This window comes from Paraburkholderia ultramafica, assembly GCF_902859915.1.
Taxonomy (GTDB): domain Bacteria; phylum Pseudomonadota; class Gammaproteobacteria; order Burkholderiales; family Burkholderiaceae; genus Paraburkholderia; species Paraburkholderia ultramafica.
The window spans coordinates 152,238-168,238 of the sequence record NZ_CADIKK010000003.1; the positions used below are offsets into that span (position 1 = coordinate 152,238).

The 16,001-nt window shown below is 64.3% G+C and carries 10 protein-coding genes and 1 tRNA gene; 5 read left to right on the top strand and 6 right to left on the bottom strand.

Annotated features, from left to right (window positions below; translation table 11 throughout):
- Positions 1 to 355 precede the first annotated feature (355 nt).
- From HV744_RS04450 to HV744_RS04460, 3 genes are all read left to right on the top strand, one after another.
- Positions 356 to 733 (top strand): BON domain-containing protein, encoded by a 378-nt coding sequence (locus tag HV744_RS04450; protein ID WP_175148332.1) that lies wholly within the window; start codon positions 356 to 358, stop codon positions 731 to 733.
- A 739-nt stretch (positions 734 to 1,472) separates the two neighbouring features.
- A tRNA-Asp gene (locus tag HV744_RS04455) sits at positions 1,473 to 1,549 on the top strand.
- Between the two features lie 86 nt (positions 1,550 to 1,635).
- A complete protein-coding gene (locus HV744_RS04460; protein WP_175148333.1) occupies positions 1,636 to 3,573 on the top strand; it encodes a SurA N-terminal domain-containing protein in 1,938 nt (645 codons plus the stop codon).
- Positions 3,574 to 3,691: 118 nt separating this feature from the next.
- On the opposite strand, the gene HV744_RS04465 is transcribed toward HV744_RS04460, so the two are convergent.
- Positions 3,692 to 4,033 (bottom strand): hypothetical protein, encoded by a 342-nt coding sequence (locus HV744_RS04465; RefSeq protein ID WP_175148334.1) that lies wholly within the window; start codon positions 4,031 to 4,033, stop codon positions 3,692 to 3,694.
- A gap of 117 nt (positions 4,034 to 4,150) precedes the next feature.
- Positions 4,151 to 4,855 (bottom strand): arylesterase, encoded by a 705-nt coding sequence (locus tag HV744_RS04470; protein WP_175148335.1) that lies wholly within the window; start codon positions 4,853 to 4,855, stop codon positions 4,151 to 4,153.
- Here HV744_RS04470 and HV744_RS04475 point away from each other — a divergent pair.
- On the top strand, positions 4,854 to 5,540 hold the full coding sequence (locus HV744_RS04475; RefSeq protein WP_175148336.1) for an ABC transporter ATP-binding protein: 687 nt from the start codon (positions 4,854 to 4,856) through the stop codon (positions 5,538 to 5,540). The genes HV744_RS04470 and HV744_RS04475 overlap by 2 nt on opposite strands.
- A gap of 204 nt (positions 5,541 to 5,744) precedes the next feature.
- Here the strand turns inward: HV744_RS04475 and pgi are convergent, their stop codons facing one another.
- From pgi to HV744_RS04490, 3 genes are all read right to left on the bottom strand, one after another.
- Positions 5,745 to 7,367: a glucose-6-phosphate isomerase gene (gene pgi / locus HV744_RS04480; RefSeq protein ID WP_175148337.1), complete on the bottom strand. Its 1,623-nt coding sequence runs from the start codon at positions 7,365 to 7,367 to the stop codon at positions 5,745 to 5,747.
- Between the two features lie 190 nt (positions 7,368 to 7,557).
- Positions 7,558 to 9,153, bottom strand: a complete 1,596-nt coding sequence (locus HV744_RS04485) for an NAD(P)H-hydrate dehydratase (protein ID WP_175148338.1) — start codon at positions 9,151 to 9,153, stop codon at positions 7,558 to 7,560.
- Between the two features lie 140 nt (positions 9,154 to 9,293).
- Positions 9,294 to 10,592 carry an NAD(P)/FAD-dependent oxidoreductase gene (locus HV744_RS04490; RefSeq protein WP_175148339.1) on the bottom strand — a complete coding sequence of 433 codons (1,299 nt, stop codon included), beginning with the start codon at positions 10,590 to 10,592 and terminating at the stop codon, positions 9,294 to 9,296.
- A gap of 306 nt (positions 10,593 to 10,898) precedes the next feature.
- Here HV744_RS04490 and purL point away from each other — a divergent pair, with 306 nt between their 5' ends.
- Positions 10,899 to 14,993, top strand: coding sequence for a phosphoribosylformylglycinamidine synthase (purL, locus tag HV744_RS04495; RefSeq protein WP_175148340.1), 4,095 nt, complete (start codon positions 10,899 to 10,901; stop codon positions 14,991 to 14,993).
- A 220-nt stretch (positions 14,994 to 15,213) separates the two neighbouring features.
- Here purL and HV744_RS04500 read toward each other — a convergent pair whose 3' ends face one another.
- On the bottom strand, positions 15,214 to 15,993 hold the full coding sequence (locus HV744_RS04500) for a peptidylprolyl isomerase (RefSeq protein ID WP_175148341.1): 780 nt from the start codon (positions 15,991 to 15,993) through the stop codon (positions 15,214 to 15,216).
- Positions 15,994 to 16,001 lie beyond the last annotated feature (8 nt).

Here is a 16,001-nt window from a genome sequence, read left to right on the forward strand (position 1 = left end):
GTGGACGCGCAAATATCTCACTGGTATGACTGCACCACAAACGCGCCAAGTCAGGCCGTATCGCTTGCATTCCAACTCCAAAGTGGCACAACATGCAAGCCTACTTGCGTGGCGTTGCGTGAACACATCAATTTGTGATTCGCATGCAGTCATCCCTGCAGGAATTGGAGTAGCGTTACCTGGACGCATCCAGATTTTGACCGGTGTTTGACGGTAGCTTGCGTTTGGATTTTTGCCTGACCCAACGCATTATTCGCAATATCGTTCTATATGAATCACTGGGAAAGATTTTGGTGGGGTAGTGCTGCGTCCCCTACTTGGGACCTTTGACAACTGTGATAACAGGAGAAAATGCATGAAGGCAATGCACGCAATCAAACTGGCAGGTACTGCACTTCTCATTTTGGGTTCGATCAATGCCTACGCTCAGGCAAGCGACGCTGCCCCTGCTGCCCCTGCCGCACCCGCAAGCACAACGGCCGGCGCGCGGCAGCATTACAAGTCGCTCAAAGCAGCGAACCGCGCTCTACAGCGTCAGGTTCGCTCGGCGTTGGTAAAGGATAGAGGCATCGCCATGTCCAATGTCACCATCCGTGCTCGCGATGGCGCCGTCACGTTGCAAGGCAGTGTCCCGCTTCAGGCACAAAGCGACCGGGCAACTGAGGTGGCGAAGGGCGTACCGGGAGTAGTCTCCGTCAAGAACGCGCTGTCGGTCCGTCCGGTCGGGACCTGAGGCCACCTGGGCCAGGTGCCGCACTTTGCAGCAAGATCGATGTTCTATTTCTGCACCCCCAGTGACGGCATCAAGCTTGCTGACATTATTATTAAAGCGTTGCTACGCTAGCGCGTTCCGAACGCGGCTTGGGGCCGCGTTCGCCTCTGCTTGCCCTTGAAACTCCCTTACTTGACATCGGCAAGCACATCTCTGGATCTGCGTCGTTTCTTCGCTGATGCAAATACCAGTCCACGTACACGGCGCGCATAAGTGCATTGACAGGGTGGCCGTCACCGTGCCCATCGCGACACGCGACCAGCGCAAGATAAAGGGCCAGTGACTGTTCGCTTGCGGCCCTCCGATCCATAGGTACAAGCAGAGCTTTTGTCAGCGGTGTCCGGGTTCGGACTTGCGCGGCTTGTTTCGTTTGAGGGGCATCTGCCTGGAATATGTGGCGCAGAGAGACGTAAGACGATTACAACTCTGCCATCAGAAGGCGAAGGCGTTCGCTGCAACAGATGCAGCCCAATCCGGACGTTTGCAGAAGTGACCTTTGCCCAGCGTCGCACCTTAGATTTCTGTTGCGACATGGACACATTTGAGGCAGAATCTTGGCTCGTTGTATTTTCCGTTGTATCTGCTGGATCGAATTATGTGGGGGCCTTATCCCAAAAGGCTTGGCGGGCTGTCTTGCAACCCCTCAGCACCCACCGGTTTCAGATTCGGCACAGTGTTTCAGTGCAGTAGCGCAGTATAAGGAGTGGTAGTTCAGTCGGTTAGAATACCGGCCTGTCACGCCGGGGGTCGCGGGTTCGAGTCCCGTCCACTCCGCCAGTATCCACGAAAGGCGAACTCCGGTTCGCCTTTTTTGTTGCCCGCTGTTGTAAGATCGGGCGTTCTGTTTTTGGCACTCCTCACGCATGCTCGATTTTTTCCGCAATCACAAACGCCTGATGATGTTCATGCTCATCCTCGTCATTGTGCCGGGGTTGGGTTTTGTGGGTATTCAAGGCTTCCGCGGCTTCTTTGACGAAAGTGCAAACGTCGCGAGCGTCAACGGTCACAAGATCACTCGCGCAGAGTATGACGACGCAATACGTCAGCAACTCGACCGCGCCCGTCAGATGCTTGGCGCGCAGTTCGACATGAAGGCGTTCGATACGCCGGAGCGCCGTCGCGCAATGCTCGACGGTCTGATCGAGCAGCGCGTGCTGGCCGATGAAACGCAGCGCCTGCATCTGACCGCATCCGACGACGCGGTGCGCCGTGTGCTGCTCAACGATCCGGTGATCTCGTCGCTGAAGAATCCCGACGGCTCGATCGACGTCGACCGTTACAAGCAGCTGCTCGCGATGCAGGGCATGACGCCCGACCAGTACGACGAACGTGTGCGCTACGGCCTCGCCATGCAGCAGTTGCCGGCGAGCATTCAAGGCAGCACCTTCACGTCGAAGACGCTCGCGCAGCATCTGACCGAGCTTGCCGAGCAGCAGCGTGAGGTGCAGGGCATTGCGTTCCATCCGCGCGACTACGCGGCGAAGGTGCAGCCGACCGACGCGCAACTGCAGACGTATTACGATGCGCATCGCAACGAATTCGCGACGCCGGCCACCGCGACGATCCAGTACCTCGTGATGTCGCCGGCAACCTTGGGCGCGTCCGTCCAGCCGAGCGACGCGGACCTGAAAAAGTACTACGACGACAACATCGCGCACTACCGCACCGAAGGTGAAGTGCGTGCGAGCCACATTCTGATCTCGGCGCCGAAAGACGCGAGCGCGGCCGACAAGGCCAAGGCGAAACAGAAGGCTGAAGCGTTGCTCGCTCAGATCAACGCGCATCCGGACCAGTTCGCGCAGCTCGCGCAGGCGAATTCGCAGGACCCGGGTTCGGCGTCGAAGGGTGGCGATCTGGGTTACTTCGGCCGCGGCATGATCGCGGGCGGCCAGGCGTTCGACGACGCCGTGTTCGCGCTGAAGAAGGGCGAAGTCAGCGGCATCGTGCAGACCGACTTCGGCTTTCACATCGTCAAGGTAACGGACGTGAAGCCGGCGGTCACCAAGCCGTTCGACGAAGTGAAAGATCAGATCGCGAAAGACCTGAAGATGCAGTTGGCGAGCAAGGCATTCAGCGACGGTTCGGAAGGTTTCACGTCGATCGTCTACGAAAAGGCGAAGAGCCTGCAGCCGGCCGCCGACAAGTACAAGCTGCAATTGCAGACCGCTACGGTGACGCCACAGCCGAATCCGCAGCTGCCGCCTGACAGCCCGCTGAACAATGCGAAGTTCCTGGCCGCCGTGTTCGCGAACGACGCTGCGGTGGCGCGCAACAACACGCAGGCCATCGACGTCGGCGGCAACACGCTGATCGCGGCGCACGTTACCGACTACAAGGCCGCGGCCGTGCCGGCGTTCGACGCAATCAAGGACGCGGTGCGTCAGAAGGTGATCGCGGCTCAGTCGAACGAAGCCGCGCACAAGGACGGTGTGGCGAAGCTGGCCGAGCTCGAAAAGTCGAAGGCCACGACCGGTTTCTCGTCGCCGTTGAAGGTGTCGCGCAACGACGCGCAGGGCGTGCCGCCGGCTGCATTGAGCGTAATCTACAAAGCGGATGCGCAAAAATTGCCGGCCTACGTCGGTGTGGACCTCGGCGATGACGGTTACGCGATCTATCGCGTGAATGCGGTGGTGGCGGGTGCGGCGATCGATCCGCAGCGTCTGGCTGCCGCTCAGCAGCAGATTGCGCAAGTCGATGCGCAGTCCGAAGCAGAGGCGTATGTCGAAGCGCTGCGTGAGCGCTCGAAGGTGAAGTTCTACGGCTCGCTCGACAGCGGCAACGCGCAGGCGAACGGCGAATAAGCCTCAAGCAGAACCAGCACGTTGCGCGCAGACCCATGCGCGCAAACACAAAAAGCCCCGCACTTGCGGGGCTTTTTGTGTGACGCTCACCACCTGTCAGAGAGTGTGCCGCGGCGCGTTACAGGCAGCCACTGATCGCACGGGTGGCGTCGCTGCCCGCAGCGCCATTCGTTCGGAAGCCGACCCACGTACCCTTGCCGGTGTACGACGGGCGCACCACAGCGGCTGCGCCATTAGGCGGCTGCTGACCCGGGACATAGACATCCATGGCTTGATCGTTAGCCAGCGTGTTTTGCGACACGACCTGTTGCTGCGAGCCGTCTGCCCATTTCTGCGCAATGCAGCTTGCAACGGCCTTCGGCGGTTGCTGGCTTTGACCGACGGATTGAACGCCAGCAGGCGGTTGAGCGGCGCCGGCAGAGATTGCCACGGCGAAAGCGATTAACGGTAAGTATTTCACGTTATCTCCTCAGAAGCGCTCAGAATCGAGCCGGGTTACACGGGATGCGAAAATGTCTGAGCGACCCTTGCCGATCCGTGTTCCCAAAGTTCTAGAAACAAGTTGTTAGCAAGCTTTTCAGTGCGGCGAACTTGTGCGAAGGAGTGGCTTAACAGCGGGCCACACATTGTTGAGTAGCACTGGCTGTGCCTGCTGTGTCGGATGAATCTGATCCGCCTGGAACATCTCCGGCTTATCCGCGATGCCCGCGAGCAGGAACGGCACTAACGGCACGTGCAATTGCTTCGACAGTTCGCCGTACAGGCCGTGGAACTTTTGCGTGTAGTCCAGGCCGTAATTGGGTGGGACATACATGCCCACCAGTACGACCTTCGCATGACCCTGCTGGGCCTGCTCGATGATCGTACGCAGGTTGTCTTCGGTGGTGGCGAGCGGCACGCCGCGCAACGCGTCGTTGGCGCCGAGCTCGACGATCACGATGCTCGGCTTCAGACGCTGCATCAGCGCCGGCAAGCGAGCCCGCCCGCCGCTCGTGGTGTCGCCACTGATGCTCGCATTAGCGACGCTATAATCGATTCGCTCGTCGGACAGACGCTGGCGCATCAATGCAACCCAGCCCGTGTCGCGGGGCAGACCATACTCGGCGGAGATGCTGTCGCCGAGCACGACGATCACCGGTCGCGTGGGTTCCGGCGCGTTGGCGGCGTGAGCCGGCAAGGGTATCGAAAACAGGGCGGCGGCGGCCACGGCCGAGCCGAATGCTGTAGTCAGCGCGGTGGCGCGAGGGGCTATGGCGAGCACGTTCAACCTACGCTTCACCATGCTAAACAAAACTGATCCAGTCATTGAAGTGCGGGGTTTGTGCAAGAAGGTTAAGGATGCGGCGGGCGAACTGACGATTCTCGACGACATCGATCTTGCTATCGCTGCCGGCAGCAGTGTGGCGATCGTCGGCGCATCCGGGTCGGGCAAGTCTACGCTGCTCGGCTTGCTCGCAGGGTTGGACAGCGCCAGCTCGGGCTCGGTTCGGCTGCTTGGCCGCGAGCTTACCGAACTGAACGAAGACGAACGGGCCGCATTGCGCAGCGGCTCGGTCGGCTTCGTGTTCCAGTCGTTTCAATTGATGCCGCATTTGACGGCGCTCGAAAACGTCACGTTGCCGCTCGAACTGCAGGGCGGCATCGGCACACGCGAGGCCGCGGCGCGTGCGCGCCGTCTGCTGGAGCAGGTCGGACTCGGGCAGCGCATCGGTCATTATCCCAAGCTGCTGTCGGGTGGCGAGCAGCAGCGCGTCGCGTTGGCGCGGGCGTTCGTCACGCATCCGGCCATTCTGTTCGCCGACGAGCCGACCGGCAGTCTCGATGCGGCCACCGGCCATGCGGTGATCGATCTGATGTTCGAGATGAACCGCGCGAACGGCGCCACGCTGATTCTCGTCACGCATGACATCGAGCTGGCGCGTCGCTGCGACACGACCGTGACGATCGACGCGGGACGGCTCGCGTGAACAGGCCGCTCGCGCGCGGTGATCCGTGAGCGTCGATACAAAAGCAAAGCGGGCCGCGACGGCCCGCTTTTTTCATTGCGCCTCATGGTGAGCAGTTGAGCGCCATACAGCAGTACGCGGTAACACGCATCGCGGGGAGCCATGCGCTCAAGCGCGCGCTCAACGACTCACCCAACGAGCCACCCAACTAAGCGCCGCCCCAACTCACCGCTTCAACGCAGCGCGCGCCCGCGCGATCAACGCCGACGTCGACGAGTCATGTTTCTTCTCATCGACGCTCGCCGCGGTCAAATCGGCCTCGACCACCTTGCCGAGAATCTTGCCCAGCTCGACGCCCCATTGATCGAACGGATTGATGTTCCACACCGACGCCTGCACCAGCACCTTGTGCTCGTACAACGCGATCAACGCACCGAGCGAGCGCGCGGTGAGCGCGTCGACGAGCAGCGTGGCGGTCGGACGGTTGCCCGGAAACACCAGATGCGGCGCGAGCTCCGGCTTGTCCGGGCCGGCTACTTTCTTCGCTTCTTCGAGCGTGCGGCCCAGCATCAGCGCCTCGCTTTGCGCAAAGCAGTTGGCGAGCAGCTTCGGATGATGACTGACGAGCGGATGTTCCGGCGTCAACACGGCGATGAAGTCGATCGGGACGATCGTCGGACCTTGATGAAGCATCTGGAAGAACGCATGCTGGCCGTTCGTGCCCGGTTCGCCCCACGTCACGGCGGAAGTCGGATAGTCGACCATCGCGCCGTCGAGCCGCGCGGACTTGCCGTTGCTCTCCATCTCGAGCTGTTGCAGATACGACGGCAGGAAATGCAGCGCTTCCGAATACGGCGCGACCAGATAGCTTTGCGAGCTGAAGAAGTTGCGATACCAGATGCCGATCATGCCGAGCAGCACCGGCAGGTTCTTTTCGAGCGGCGCGTCGCGGAAATGCTGGTCCATTTCGTTGGCGCCGGCGAGCAATTCGCCGAACTGCTGCGGGCCGATCGCGATCATGATCGACAGACCCACCGCCGACCACAGCGAATAGCGGCCGCCGACCCAGTCCCACATCTCGAACACGTTCTCTTTCGCGATGCCGAACCTGACCACTTCCGTGGAATTCGCCGACACGCCGACGAAGTGCTTCGCGAGCGCGCTTTCCGGGCAGCCTTTGTCGATGAACCAGTCGCGCAGCGAGCGCGCGTTGGTCATGGTTTCGAGCGTGGTGAAGGTCTTCGAGACGATGATCGCGAGCGTCTCTTCGGGATCGATCTGCTGCATCACGTTGTACAGGTCGGCGCCGTCGACGTTCGACACGAAGTGCGTGGTGATCTCCGGCGCGGCCAGATGATGCAGCGCGTGCACGACCATCTTCGGCCCGAGGTCCGAGCCGCCGATGCCGATGTTCACGACATAGCGGATCCGCTTGCCGGTGTAGCCGGTCCAGGCGCCGCTGCGCACCTGGTCGGCGAACGCGGCCATCTTCGCGCGCTCGGCCTGGACCTCGGCGAAGAACGGCGCTTTCGGATCGGTGGCGCGCAATGCGGTGTGCAACGCGGCGCGGCCTTCGGTCGGGTTGACCACGTCGCCCGCGAACATCGCGTCGCGGCGCTTCTCGACGCCGGCTTCGCGCGCGAGCTTTACGAGCAGTTGCAGGGTTTCGTCGGTGATACGGTGCTTCGAGAAATCGGCCGCGAGACCGCCGCCCGCGAACGCGAAGCGCTCGGCGCGGGTAGGGGCGGGATCGTTCTCGGGCGCGAACCAGTCGCGCATATGCGCATCGCGAATCTTCTCGTAATGCGTTTGCAGCGAGGACCAGGAGGGGAGCGAGTTCTGGGTCATAGCGTCCGTCTAACCAAGGGGCACGAAGAAAGGCGCGCGCGTGAAGCGCTGCCGAGGATGATGCAACGATGCTGTTAGAGCGATACCGCGCGGCCGGGTTCGACGGGCGCCGCAGTTACTCAGTATAGCGGCGTTGCGTGACAGGCTGAATGGGTTTGGCTTGCGCGCGCAAAAGTTGGGATGGCGTGCTTCATGCGTCCGCTGCCGGATAGAACAGGCGGTTGAGCAAGGTTCGCACCATCGGTGCGAGTTCGCCCGCGGTCAGGCCGGCCGGGCCGTGGCCTTGCGCGCTCAGCGTGTCGGCGGCGAGGCCGTGCAGGTAGACGCCCGCCAAGGCCGCCTCGTAGCGCGGCAAATGTTGTGCGAGCAGCGCGCCGATGATGCCGCCGAGCACGTCGCCGGTACCGCCCGTTGCCAGTGCGGCGTTGCCGGTCGGATTGATCGCGAGGCGGCCGTCCGGGGCGGCGATGATCGTGCCGGAGCCTTTGAGCACCACCACGCTGGCGAAGCGCGCGGCCAGCGCGCGGGCTGCGCCGAGCCGGTCGCGTTGCACGCCCGGCGCGTCGCTGCCGACGAGGCGCGCGGCTTCGAGCGGATGGGGCGTGAGGATGCACGGGTCGCCTTGCACGCCGCGCGCGGTGAGTTCGGCGGCGAGCGCGGGGTCTTTCGCGATCAGGTTCAGCGCGTCCGCATCGAACAGCTTCGGCACGTCGAGTTGCAGCACATCGTGCAGTACACGCGTGGCGCGTTCGCTATGTCCCATCCCGCAGCCGACCGCGAGCGCGTCCATCTTGTCGAGCGGTAGATCGTCGAGCGCATGCAGCATCAGTTCGGGATGCGGCGGATCGTAGGGCGGGGCGCCCGCGCCCAGCAGCGCGGCGTGCACCTTGCCCGCGCCGCAGTAGAGCGCTGCGCGCGCCGCGAGGATCGGTGCGCCGCACATGCCGGTGTCGCCGCCGACCACCGCGAGACTGCCGAAGCTGCCCTTGTTGGTCGCAAAGTCGCGCGGCGGCAGGAACGCGCCGAACAGCTCGGGCGCGTTCAGTTGCACGGTCGTGCGCTGGCTGCAGTCGACACCGATCGGCGCGAGCGTCACGGCGCCGGCCAGGTCGCGGCCTTGCGCGGTGAACAGGCCCGGCTTCGCGCCGATGAAGGTGATCGTGTGGGTCGCGTGGACGGCGGCGGCGCCTTCGCTATCGCCGACGATCGTGCCGGTATCGCTGTCGAGGCCGCTGGGGACGTCGAGCGCGAGCACGCCGCCCTTCCTGGGCCGTGCTTTCGCGCGTTGCGACAACTGCCGGGCGACGGTGGCGAAAACGCCGTCGAGCGGACGTGTCAGGCCGATGCCGAACATGCCGTCCACCAGCCAGCGATAGCCGTCCAGCGAGGCCGGCGGCGCCGTGGTGATCGGCACGCCCGCGGCGCGGGCCGTGTCGAGCGCCCAGCGGGCGTCGTCCGGTTTCACTTCGACCGGCATGCACAGTTCCACGGCAATGCCGGTTTTGTGCAGCTCGGTCGCGAGGATCAACGCGTCGCCGCCGTTGTTGCCGGGGCCGGCAATCAGCCACACGCGCTGCTTTGATTTCGCGATCGACGTGTCGCGGGTGATCTGCTCGTGCAGGAAGCTCGCGGCCGACTGGCCGGCGCGCGCCATCAGCGTGTGCCGTGGCAACGCCGCCGCGGCCTGCGACTCCGCGATCCGCAGATCGGTCAGCGTCAGCAAGGGCAGCGCGCGCTGGTGCGGGTTGATGAGCGTCGGTGGCAGCGTGTTTTCGGCGTCTGTCATGGCGAGGCCTGGCGGTTAGTCTGCCGTGAGGCGAGAAAAAACTTGGGAATCGCTATGTTAGTGCCGATATGTGCGCCGCGCGCGGCTCTTTCGGTCCGGCTTTCGACCCGCTCGCGAGCGGGCCCGTCATTGCAGGGAATTTACTGGAAACGGTCCGCGCGCAACGCGGCCAGCGTGTCGTCGGGCAGACCCGGCGGCTGGCCCGACAGCAGGTCGGCGACCAGTTTGCCCGCTCCGCAGGCGAGGCCCCAGCCCGCCGGGCCATGGCCGGCGTTGACGAACAGACGCGGGTGCAGCGCGTTGCCGATCACCGGCAAGCCGTCCGGTGACAGCAGCTTGACGCCTTCCCACGGCAGCGCGGCGGAGATTCGCGCGGCGCCCGGAATCCAGTCGTGCGTCGCCTGGCCGAGCAGTGCCAGCGCCTCCTTCGTCACGGCTTCGCCCAACGGCTTGTCGATCTGGCCGGCGCTTTGCAGCACCGCGCCGCCGGCGATTCGCAGCCGATGGTTCATCCGGCTGATGCCGATCCGCTTGACCGCGTCGACGATCGCCACGTGCGGCGCGCATTCCTCATGCGCGATCGGCGCGACCAGCGTGTGCAGCCGCAGCGGATGCAGCGGCAGCCGCAAGCCGAGGCGTTCGAGCAGCGCCAGGCTGCCGTGACCGGCGGCCACCACCACCGCGTCGGCGTGGATCACGTCGACTTCACGCGAACGGGGGGCCGTGCCGGGGCGCGGCGCCAGTTCGACGGAGGCGCGCTGGCCTTCGAGGCGGATCGCCGAGACTTCGCAACCCAGCATGAACCGCACGCCGCCTTGCGTATCGAGGGTCTGCTTGATGAGTTTGGTGAACAGCGGACAGTTGGCCGTGCGTTCCTGGTCGAACAGCACGCCGCCGGCGAATTCCGGCTCGGTGCGCACCGAATGCTCGTACGCGGCGCATTCGTCCGGCGTCAGCACGTGATGCGGGACTTCATACTGACGCAGCAGTTCGAGCGCGGCCTGGGTCTGTTCCCATTCGTGCCCGGCGCGCGCCAGGTAAAGCAGTCCGCTCGCCTGTTCGAATTCGAGCCCGAAACGCGTTTCCATGTCGGCCAGCGTGTCGCGCGACGCCTCGATCAGCGGACGCAACCGGCCATACTGGCGATTGAATGCCTCCGGCTCTTGCAACGTGGCGAGTTGCTTGACGAACTGACGCGCCAGCCCGTTGAAGCCGGTTTTGCTGATCACGCCGTTTTTGGCGTTTTGACGGCTCGCCATGAAGGTCGGGCCGAACCAGACATCGAGCGGGGTCGGCAGCACGGTGCCGCCGTGCCCGTAGGTCGCGCCCTGCGCGACGGTCGCGTGGCGCTCGACGACACATACCCGGTGGCCGGCCGCGCGCAGATGATAAGCGGTGGCGACGCCCGCGATCCCGCCGCCAATGACGATGACATCCATGTTTTGATTCGAATTGCCGACGGGACGCCGAAGCGGCGCATTCCCGTTGAGCGTGGCATGCGGCGCGCGACCCGGCATGGCTCGGGCGGCTCGCGCCGATCTGATGAAAGGCCGAATGATAGCAGTCAAACCGCCGACGCGGCCACGCGGTCGGCATCCCGCAGCGGCGCCCGCGCGCGGACCGAAAGCGCACCGCCAGGCCCGCTGGAAGCCTGTTCCCGGGGTATAATCCCGGACTTCCTTTCCGCCTCACGTCGCCTGCATGCGCGACTTTTCGGCATCACTGAGCGACGCAACGTCAAGTCCATGGCCCACTTCTCGTGTTTCCCCGGCGCTTCGGCCCTCTCCGATTTCCGTCAAACCCGCCTGCTCGAAACGCTTACGCACATCGACCCGAATATCACCGGCGTGCGCGGGCAATATCTGCACTTCGTCAACGCCCACACCCCGCTCTCCGCTGAAGACACCGCAAAGGTCGAGGCGCTGATGCACTACGGCGATCCGCTCGAAGACAGCAAGGAGCGCGGCGCGGCCGAGACCTTCCTCGTGGTGCCGCGGTTCGGCACGGTGTCGCCGTGGGCCAGCAAGGCAACCGACATCGCCCATCTGTGCGGCCTCACCCAGGTGCGCCGCATCGAGCGCGGCGTCGAGTACACGGTCGCGCTGAAAAGCGGCCTGCTGGGCGGCAAGAAAGTGCTCTCCGACGAAGCCCGCGCGGCCGTTGCCGTGGCGCTGCACGACCGCATGACCGAAAGCGTTGCGCCGTCGCGCGACCATGCGCTGCATCTGTTCGACGAACTGCCGGCCAAGCCGCTGCAAACCGTCGACGTGCTCGGCCACGGCCGTGGCGCGCTGGAAGCGGCGAACACGGAGCTGGGCCTCGCGCTCGCCGACGACGAAATCGACTACCTGGTCGACGCGTTCACGAAGCTCGGCCGCAACCCCACCGACGTCGAACTGATGATGTTCGCGCAGGCCAACAGCGAGCACTGCCGCCACAAGATTTTCAACGCGGACTGGACCATCGACGGCGAGAAGCAGGACATCTCGCTGTTCAACATGATCCGCAACACCGAGAAGCTGAACCCGCAAGGCACGATCGTCGCGTATTCGGACAACTCGGCGATCATGGCGGGCGGCGTGGCCGAGCGCTGGTTCCCGCGCACGCCGGCTGACCTTGGCGCAAGCGAACTGCCGGAACACTATCGCCGCAGCGTCGAACTCACGCACACGCTGATGAAGGTGGAGACGCACAATCACCCGACCGCGATTTCGCCGTTCCCGGGCGCCGCGACCGGCGCGGGCGGTGAGATCCGCGACGAAGGCGCGACCGGCCGTGGCGCGCGTCCGAAGGCGGGGCTGGCGGGCTTCACGGTGTCGAACCTGGAATTGCCGGACGGCGTCGAAGCATGGGAAAACGCGCGCGACGCCGCGCAGCCGCTCGCGCACCGCAATCCGGCCGACCAGCACGAAGCGTACGGCCGTCCCGACCGCATCGCGTCGCCACTGCAGATCATGATCGACGGCCCGCTCGGCGGCGCCGCGTTCAACAACGAATTCGGCCGGCCGAATCTGGGCGGTTACTTCCGCGCTTATGAGCAGAACGTCGCGGGCCTGGTGCGCGGCTATCACAAGCCGATCATGATCGCCGGCGGCATCGGCAATATCTCGGACCAGCACACGCACAAGCACGATCTGCCGGAAGGCTCGCTGCTGATCCAGATCGGCGGCCCGGGCATGCGCATCGGCATGGGCGGCGGCGCCGCGAGCTCGATGGCGACCGGCACCAACACCGCCGAGCTCGATTTCGACTCGGTGCAGCGCGGTAACCCGGAAATCGAACGCCGTGCGCAGGAAGTCATCAACGCGTGCTGGCAACTCGGCGACAAGAACCCGATTCTGAGCATTCACGACGTCGGCGCGGGCGGTCTGTCGAACGCGTTCCCCGAAGTGGTGGACGGCGCGGGCAAGGGCGCGCTGTTCGAACTGCGCAAGATCCAGCTCGAAGAAAGCGGTTTGTCGCCGCGTGAAATCTGGTCGAACGAAGCGCAAGAGCGCTATGTGCTGGCGATCGCGCCGGCCGATCTGCCAGCCTTCGAAGCGATGTGCGAGCGCGAGCGCTGCCCGTTCGCGGTGATCGGCACGGCTACCGCCGAGCGTCAACTGAAGCTGATCGACGCCGAACTGAAAGACGACGCCGCGCATCAGCCGGTCGACATGCCGATGGAAGTGCTGCTCGGCAAGGCGCCGCGCATGCATCGCGACGTCAGGCGCGTCGAGCAGAAGCTCGAGCCGGTGGATGTCACCGGCATCGCGTTGGCGGACGTCGCAGCCAGCGTGCTGCGTCATCCGACGGTTGCGAGCAAGTCGTTCCTGATTACGATCGGCGACCGCTCGGTGGGCGGCACGACCGCGCGCGACCAGATGGTCGGTCCGTGGCAAGTGCCGGTGGCCGACGTCGCGATCACGACGATGGACTACGCGGGCTTCCGCGGCGAAGCAATGACGATGGCCGAGCGCACGCCGCTCGCCGTCATCAACGCGCCGGCATCGGGCCGCATGGCGGTCGGCGAGGCGGTCACGAACATCGCGGCGGCCCCCATTGCTTCGCTCGACAAGCTCAAGCTTTCGGCGAACTGGATGGCCGCGTGCGGCGCGGCAGGTGAAGACGCAGCGCTCTACGACACGGTCAAGGCGATCGGCATGGAGCTGTGCCCGGCGCTCGGCATCAGCATTCCGGTCGGCAAGGATTCGCTGTCGATGCGCACCAAGTGGCAAGACCGTGGCGTCGCGAAGGAAGTGGTCGCGCCGGTTTCGCTGATCATCTCGGCGTTCGCGCCGGTCGAAGACGTGCGCAAGCACCTCACGCCGCAACTGCGCCGCGTGAACGGAACGGATGGCGTGGGCGACTCCGTGCTGATCGCGATCGACCTCGGCCGCGGCAAGCATCGTCTGGGCGGCAGTATCCTCGCGCAAGTCACGCAGCAAGTCGGCGACACGGTGCCCGACATCGACGATCCGGAAGACCTGAAGCGCTTCTTCAACGCAATCCAGGCGCTGAACAACGACGGCAAGCTGCTCGCTTATCACGACCGTTCGGACGGCGGCCTGTGGGCGACGGTCTGCGAAATGGCGTTTGCGGGTCACGTCGGCGTGTCGCTGAATGTCGACATGCTGGTGCTCGATCCGCATCACGAATCCGATTACGGCGACGCGAAAGACTGGGCGAAGCAGACCAGCGGACGTCGCGAAGACCGCACGATTCGCGCGCTCTTCAACGAAGAGCTCGGCGCGGTGATCCAGGTGCGCGCGGCCGACCGCGACGCGGTGCTGGTCGCGTTGCGCGAGCATGGGCTGTCGGCGTGCTCGCATGTGATCGGCAAGCTCAACGAGCGCGACACGATCGAAATCTATCGCGACGCGAAGAAGATCTACGACGCGCCGCGTACCGAACTGCATCGCACGTGGAGTGAAGTGAGCTGGCGTATCGCGCGTTTGCGCGACAACCCGGCTTGCGCCGACGCCGAATACGACGCACTGCTGGACGCCGCCGATCCGGGCATCACGCCGGTGCTGAGCTTCGATCCGGCTGAAGACGTCGCGGCGCCGTTCATCGGCAAGAGCGCGCGTCCGCGTGTCGCGATCCTGCGCGAGCAGGGCGTGAATTCGCACCTCGAAACCGCCTACGCGTTCGACCGCGCCGGTTTCGACGCGCACGACGTGCACATGAGCGATCTGCTCGCAGGCCGCGCGAACCTGGCGGAATTCGCCGGCGCGGTGGCGTGCGGCGGCTTCTCGTACGGCGATACGCTCGGCGCCGGTGAAGGCTGGGCGAAGGCGATCCGCTTCAACGCGCAACTGGCCGACATGTTCGCCGCGTTCTTCGGCCGCGCAGACACGTTCGCGCTCGGCATCTGTAACGGCTGCCAGATGATGAGCAGCCTCGCGTCGATGATCCCGGGCGCCGAAGCCTGGCCGAAGTTCACGCGCAACAAGTCGGAGAAATTCGAAGCGCGCTTCTCGCTGGTCGAAGTGCAGGCGTCACCGTCGATCTTCTTCGCCGGCATGGAAGGCTCGCGTATTCCGGTGGCGGTCGCGCACGGCGAAGGCTACGCGGACTTCTCGCAGCAAGGCGATGCGTCGAAGGTGGCGGTGGCGATGCGTTATGTCGATCACCGTGGCGAGGCGACCGAGCAGTATCCGTTCAACCCGAACGGTTCGCCGGAAGGCATCACGTCGGTCACGACGGCCGATGGCCGCTTCACGGTGCTGATGCCGCACACCGAGCGCGTGCATCGCGCGGTGCAGATGAGCTGGCACCCGCAAGGCTGGGGCGAGGGCAGCACGGACGCAAGCCCGTGGATGCGCGCGTTCCAGAACGCACGCCGCTCGTTGGGTTGATCAAGGGCGAAGCTGCCGCGTCGGGCGGCGGTTTTGCCTTTTGCGCGGCTTACGCTTCACGCCGCGCTTCGCAGTGTGTGAAGCCTGTCGCGCTTCGCACCGCGCCTCACGCGCTTCGCGCAACGCGAAAATCCCGCAGTCACAAAAACCCGCAGCAATAAAAAAGCCGCCCACGGGCGGCTTTTCTGCTTTCAAGCGAAGCGGTAACTCAACAACCCGCTTACTGAATCTTCGCGTTCTTGCGCAGACCTTCTTCGAACGCCTGCAGCTTTTCCTGCTGGATCTGCTGCACGATCTGCGGGCGCACCTGCTCCAGCGGCGGCGGCGTCGTGTTGCGCACGTCGTCGACACGGATGATGTGCCAGCCGAATTGCGTGTGCACCGGCGTGTCGGTCATCTGGCCTTTCTGCAGTTGCGTGGCCGCAGTCGCGAATTCAGGCACGTAGGCCTTCGGGTCCGACCAGTCCAGGTCGCCGCCGTTCTTGCCCGATCCCGGGTCCTTCGAGTATTGCCTGGCGAGGTCTTCGAAGCTCGCGCCGGCCTTGATCTTCGCGATCAGGTCCTTCGCCTGCTGTTCGTTGTCGACCAGGATGTGGTGCAGGTGATATTCCTTGCCGCCCGCGTCCTTGATCAGCGCGTTGTAGCGCGCGGTGACTTCGGCGTCGCTCGGCGCGTTGTTCTTCACGAAGTCTTCGATCAGCGCGCGCAGCACGACGGTTTGTTGGGCAACGGCGACTTGCGCCTTGATATCCGGACGATTCGGCAGGCCGCGGCGCAGCGCTTCCTGCATCAGGATTTCGCGATTCACCAGCTCTTCGCGCACGGCCATTTGCAGTTGCGGCGTATTTTGCTGGCCCTGGTGAACCAGTTGTTCGATCAGCGCATCGGCGCGCGCTTTCGGAATCGGCGTGCCGTTCACGACAGCGATGTTCTGTGCAAATGCAGGTGCGGCCGCAAACGCAGCCAGCAATACCCAAAGGCGGGTTTTCTTCAAGGTCATCGGAAGTT

Bases quoted from the DNA above. Each gene is read 5' to 3' on its own strand.
- HV744_RS04460 (WP_175148333.1), top strand. From the start codon at position 1,636: ATGCTCGATTTTTTCCGCAATCACAAACGCCTGATGATGTTCATGCTC.
- purL (WP_175148340.1), top strand. From the start codon at position 10,899: ATGGCCCACTTCTCGTGTTTCCCCGGCGCTTCGGCCCTCTCCGATTTC.
- pgi (WP_175148337.1), bottom strand. From the start codon at position 7,367: ATGACCCAGAACTCGCTCCCCTCCTGGTCCTCGCTGCAAACGCATTAC.
- HV744_RS04500 (WP_175148341.1), bottom strand. From the start codon at position 15,993: ATGACCTTGAAGAAAACCCGCCTTTGGGTATTGCTGGCTGCGTTTGCG.
- HV744_RS04490 (WP_175148339.1), bottom strand. From the start codon at position 10,592: ATGGATGTCATCGTCATTGGCGGCGGGATCGCGGGCGTCGCCACCGCT.
- HV744_RS04475 (WP_175148336.1), top strand. From the start codon at position 4,854: ATGCTAAACAAAACTGATCCAGTCATTGAAGTGCGGGGTTTGTGCAAG.
- HV744_RS04470 (WP_175148335.1), bottom strand. From the start codon at position 4,855: ATGGTGAAGCGTAGGTTGAACGTGCTCGCCATAGCCCCTCGCGCCACC.
- HV744_RS04485 (WP_175148338.1), bottom strand. From the start codon at position 9,153: ATGACAGACGCCGAAAACACGCTGCCACCGACGCTCATCAACCCGCAC.
- HV744_RS04450 (WP_175148332.1), top strand. From the start codon at position 356: ATGAAGGCAATGCACGCAATCAAACTGGCAGGTACTGCACTTCTCATT.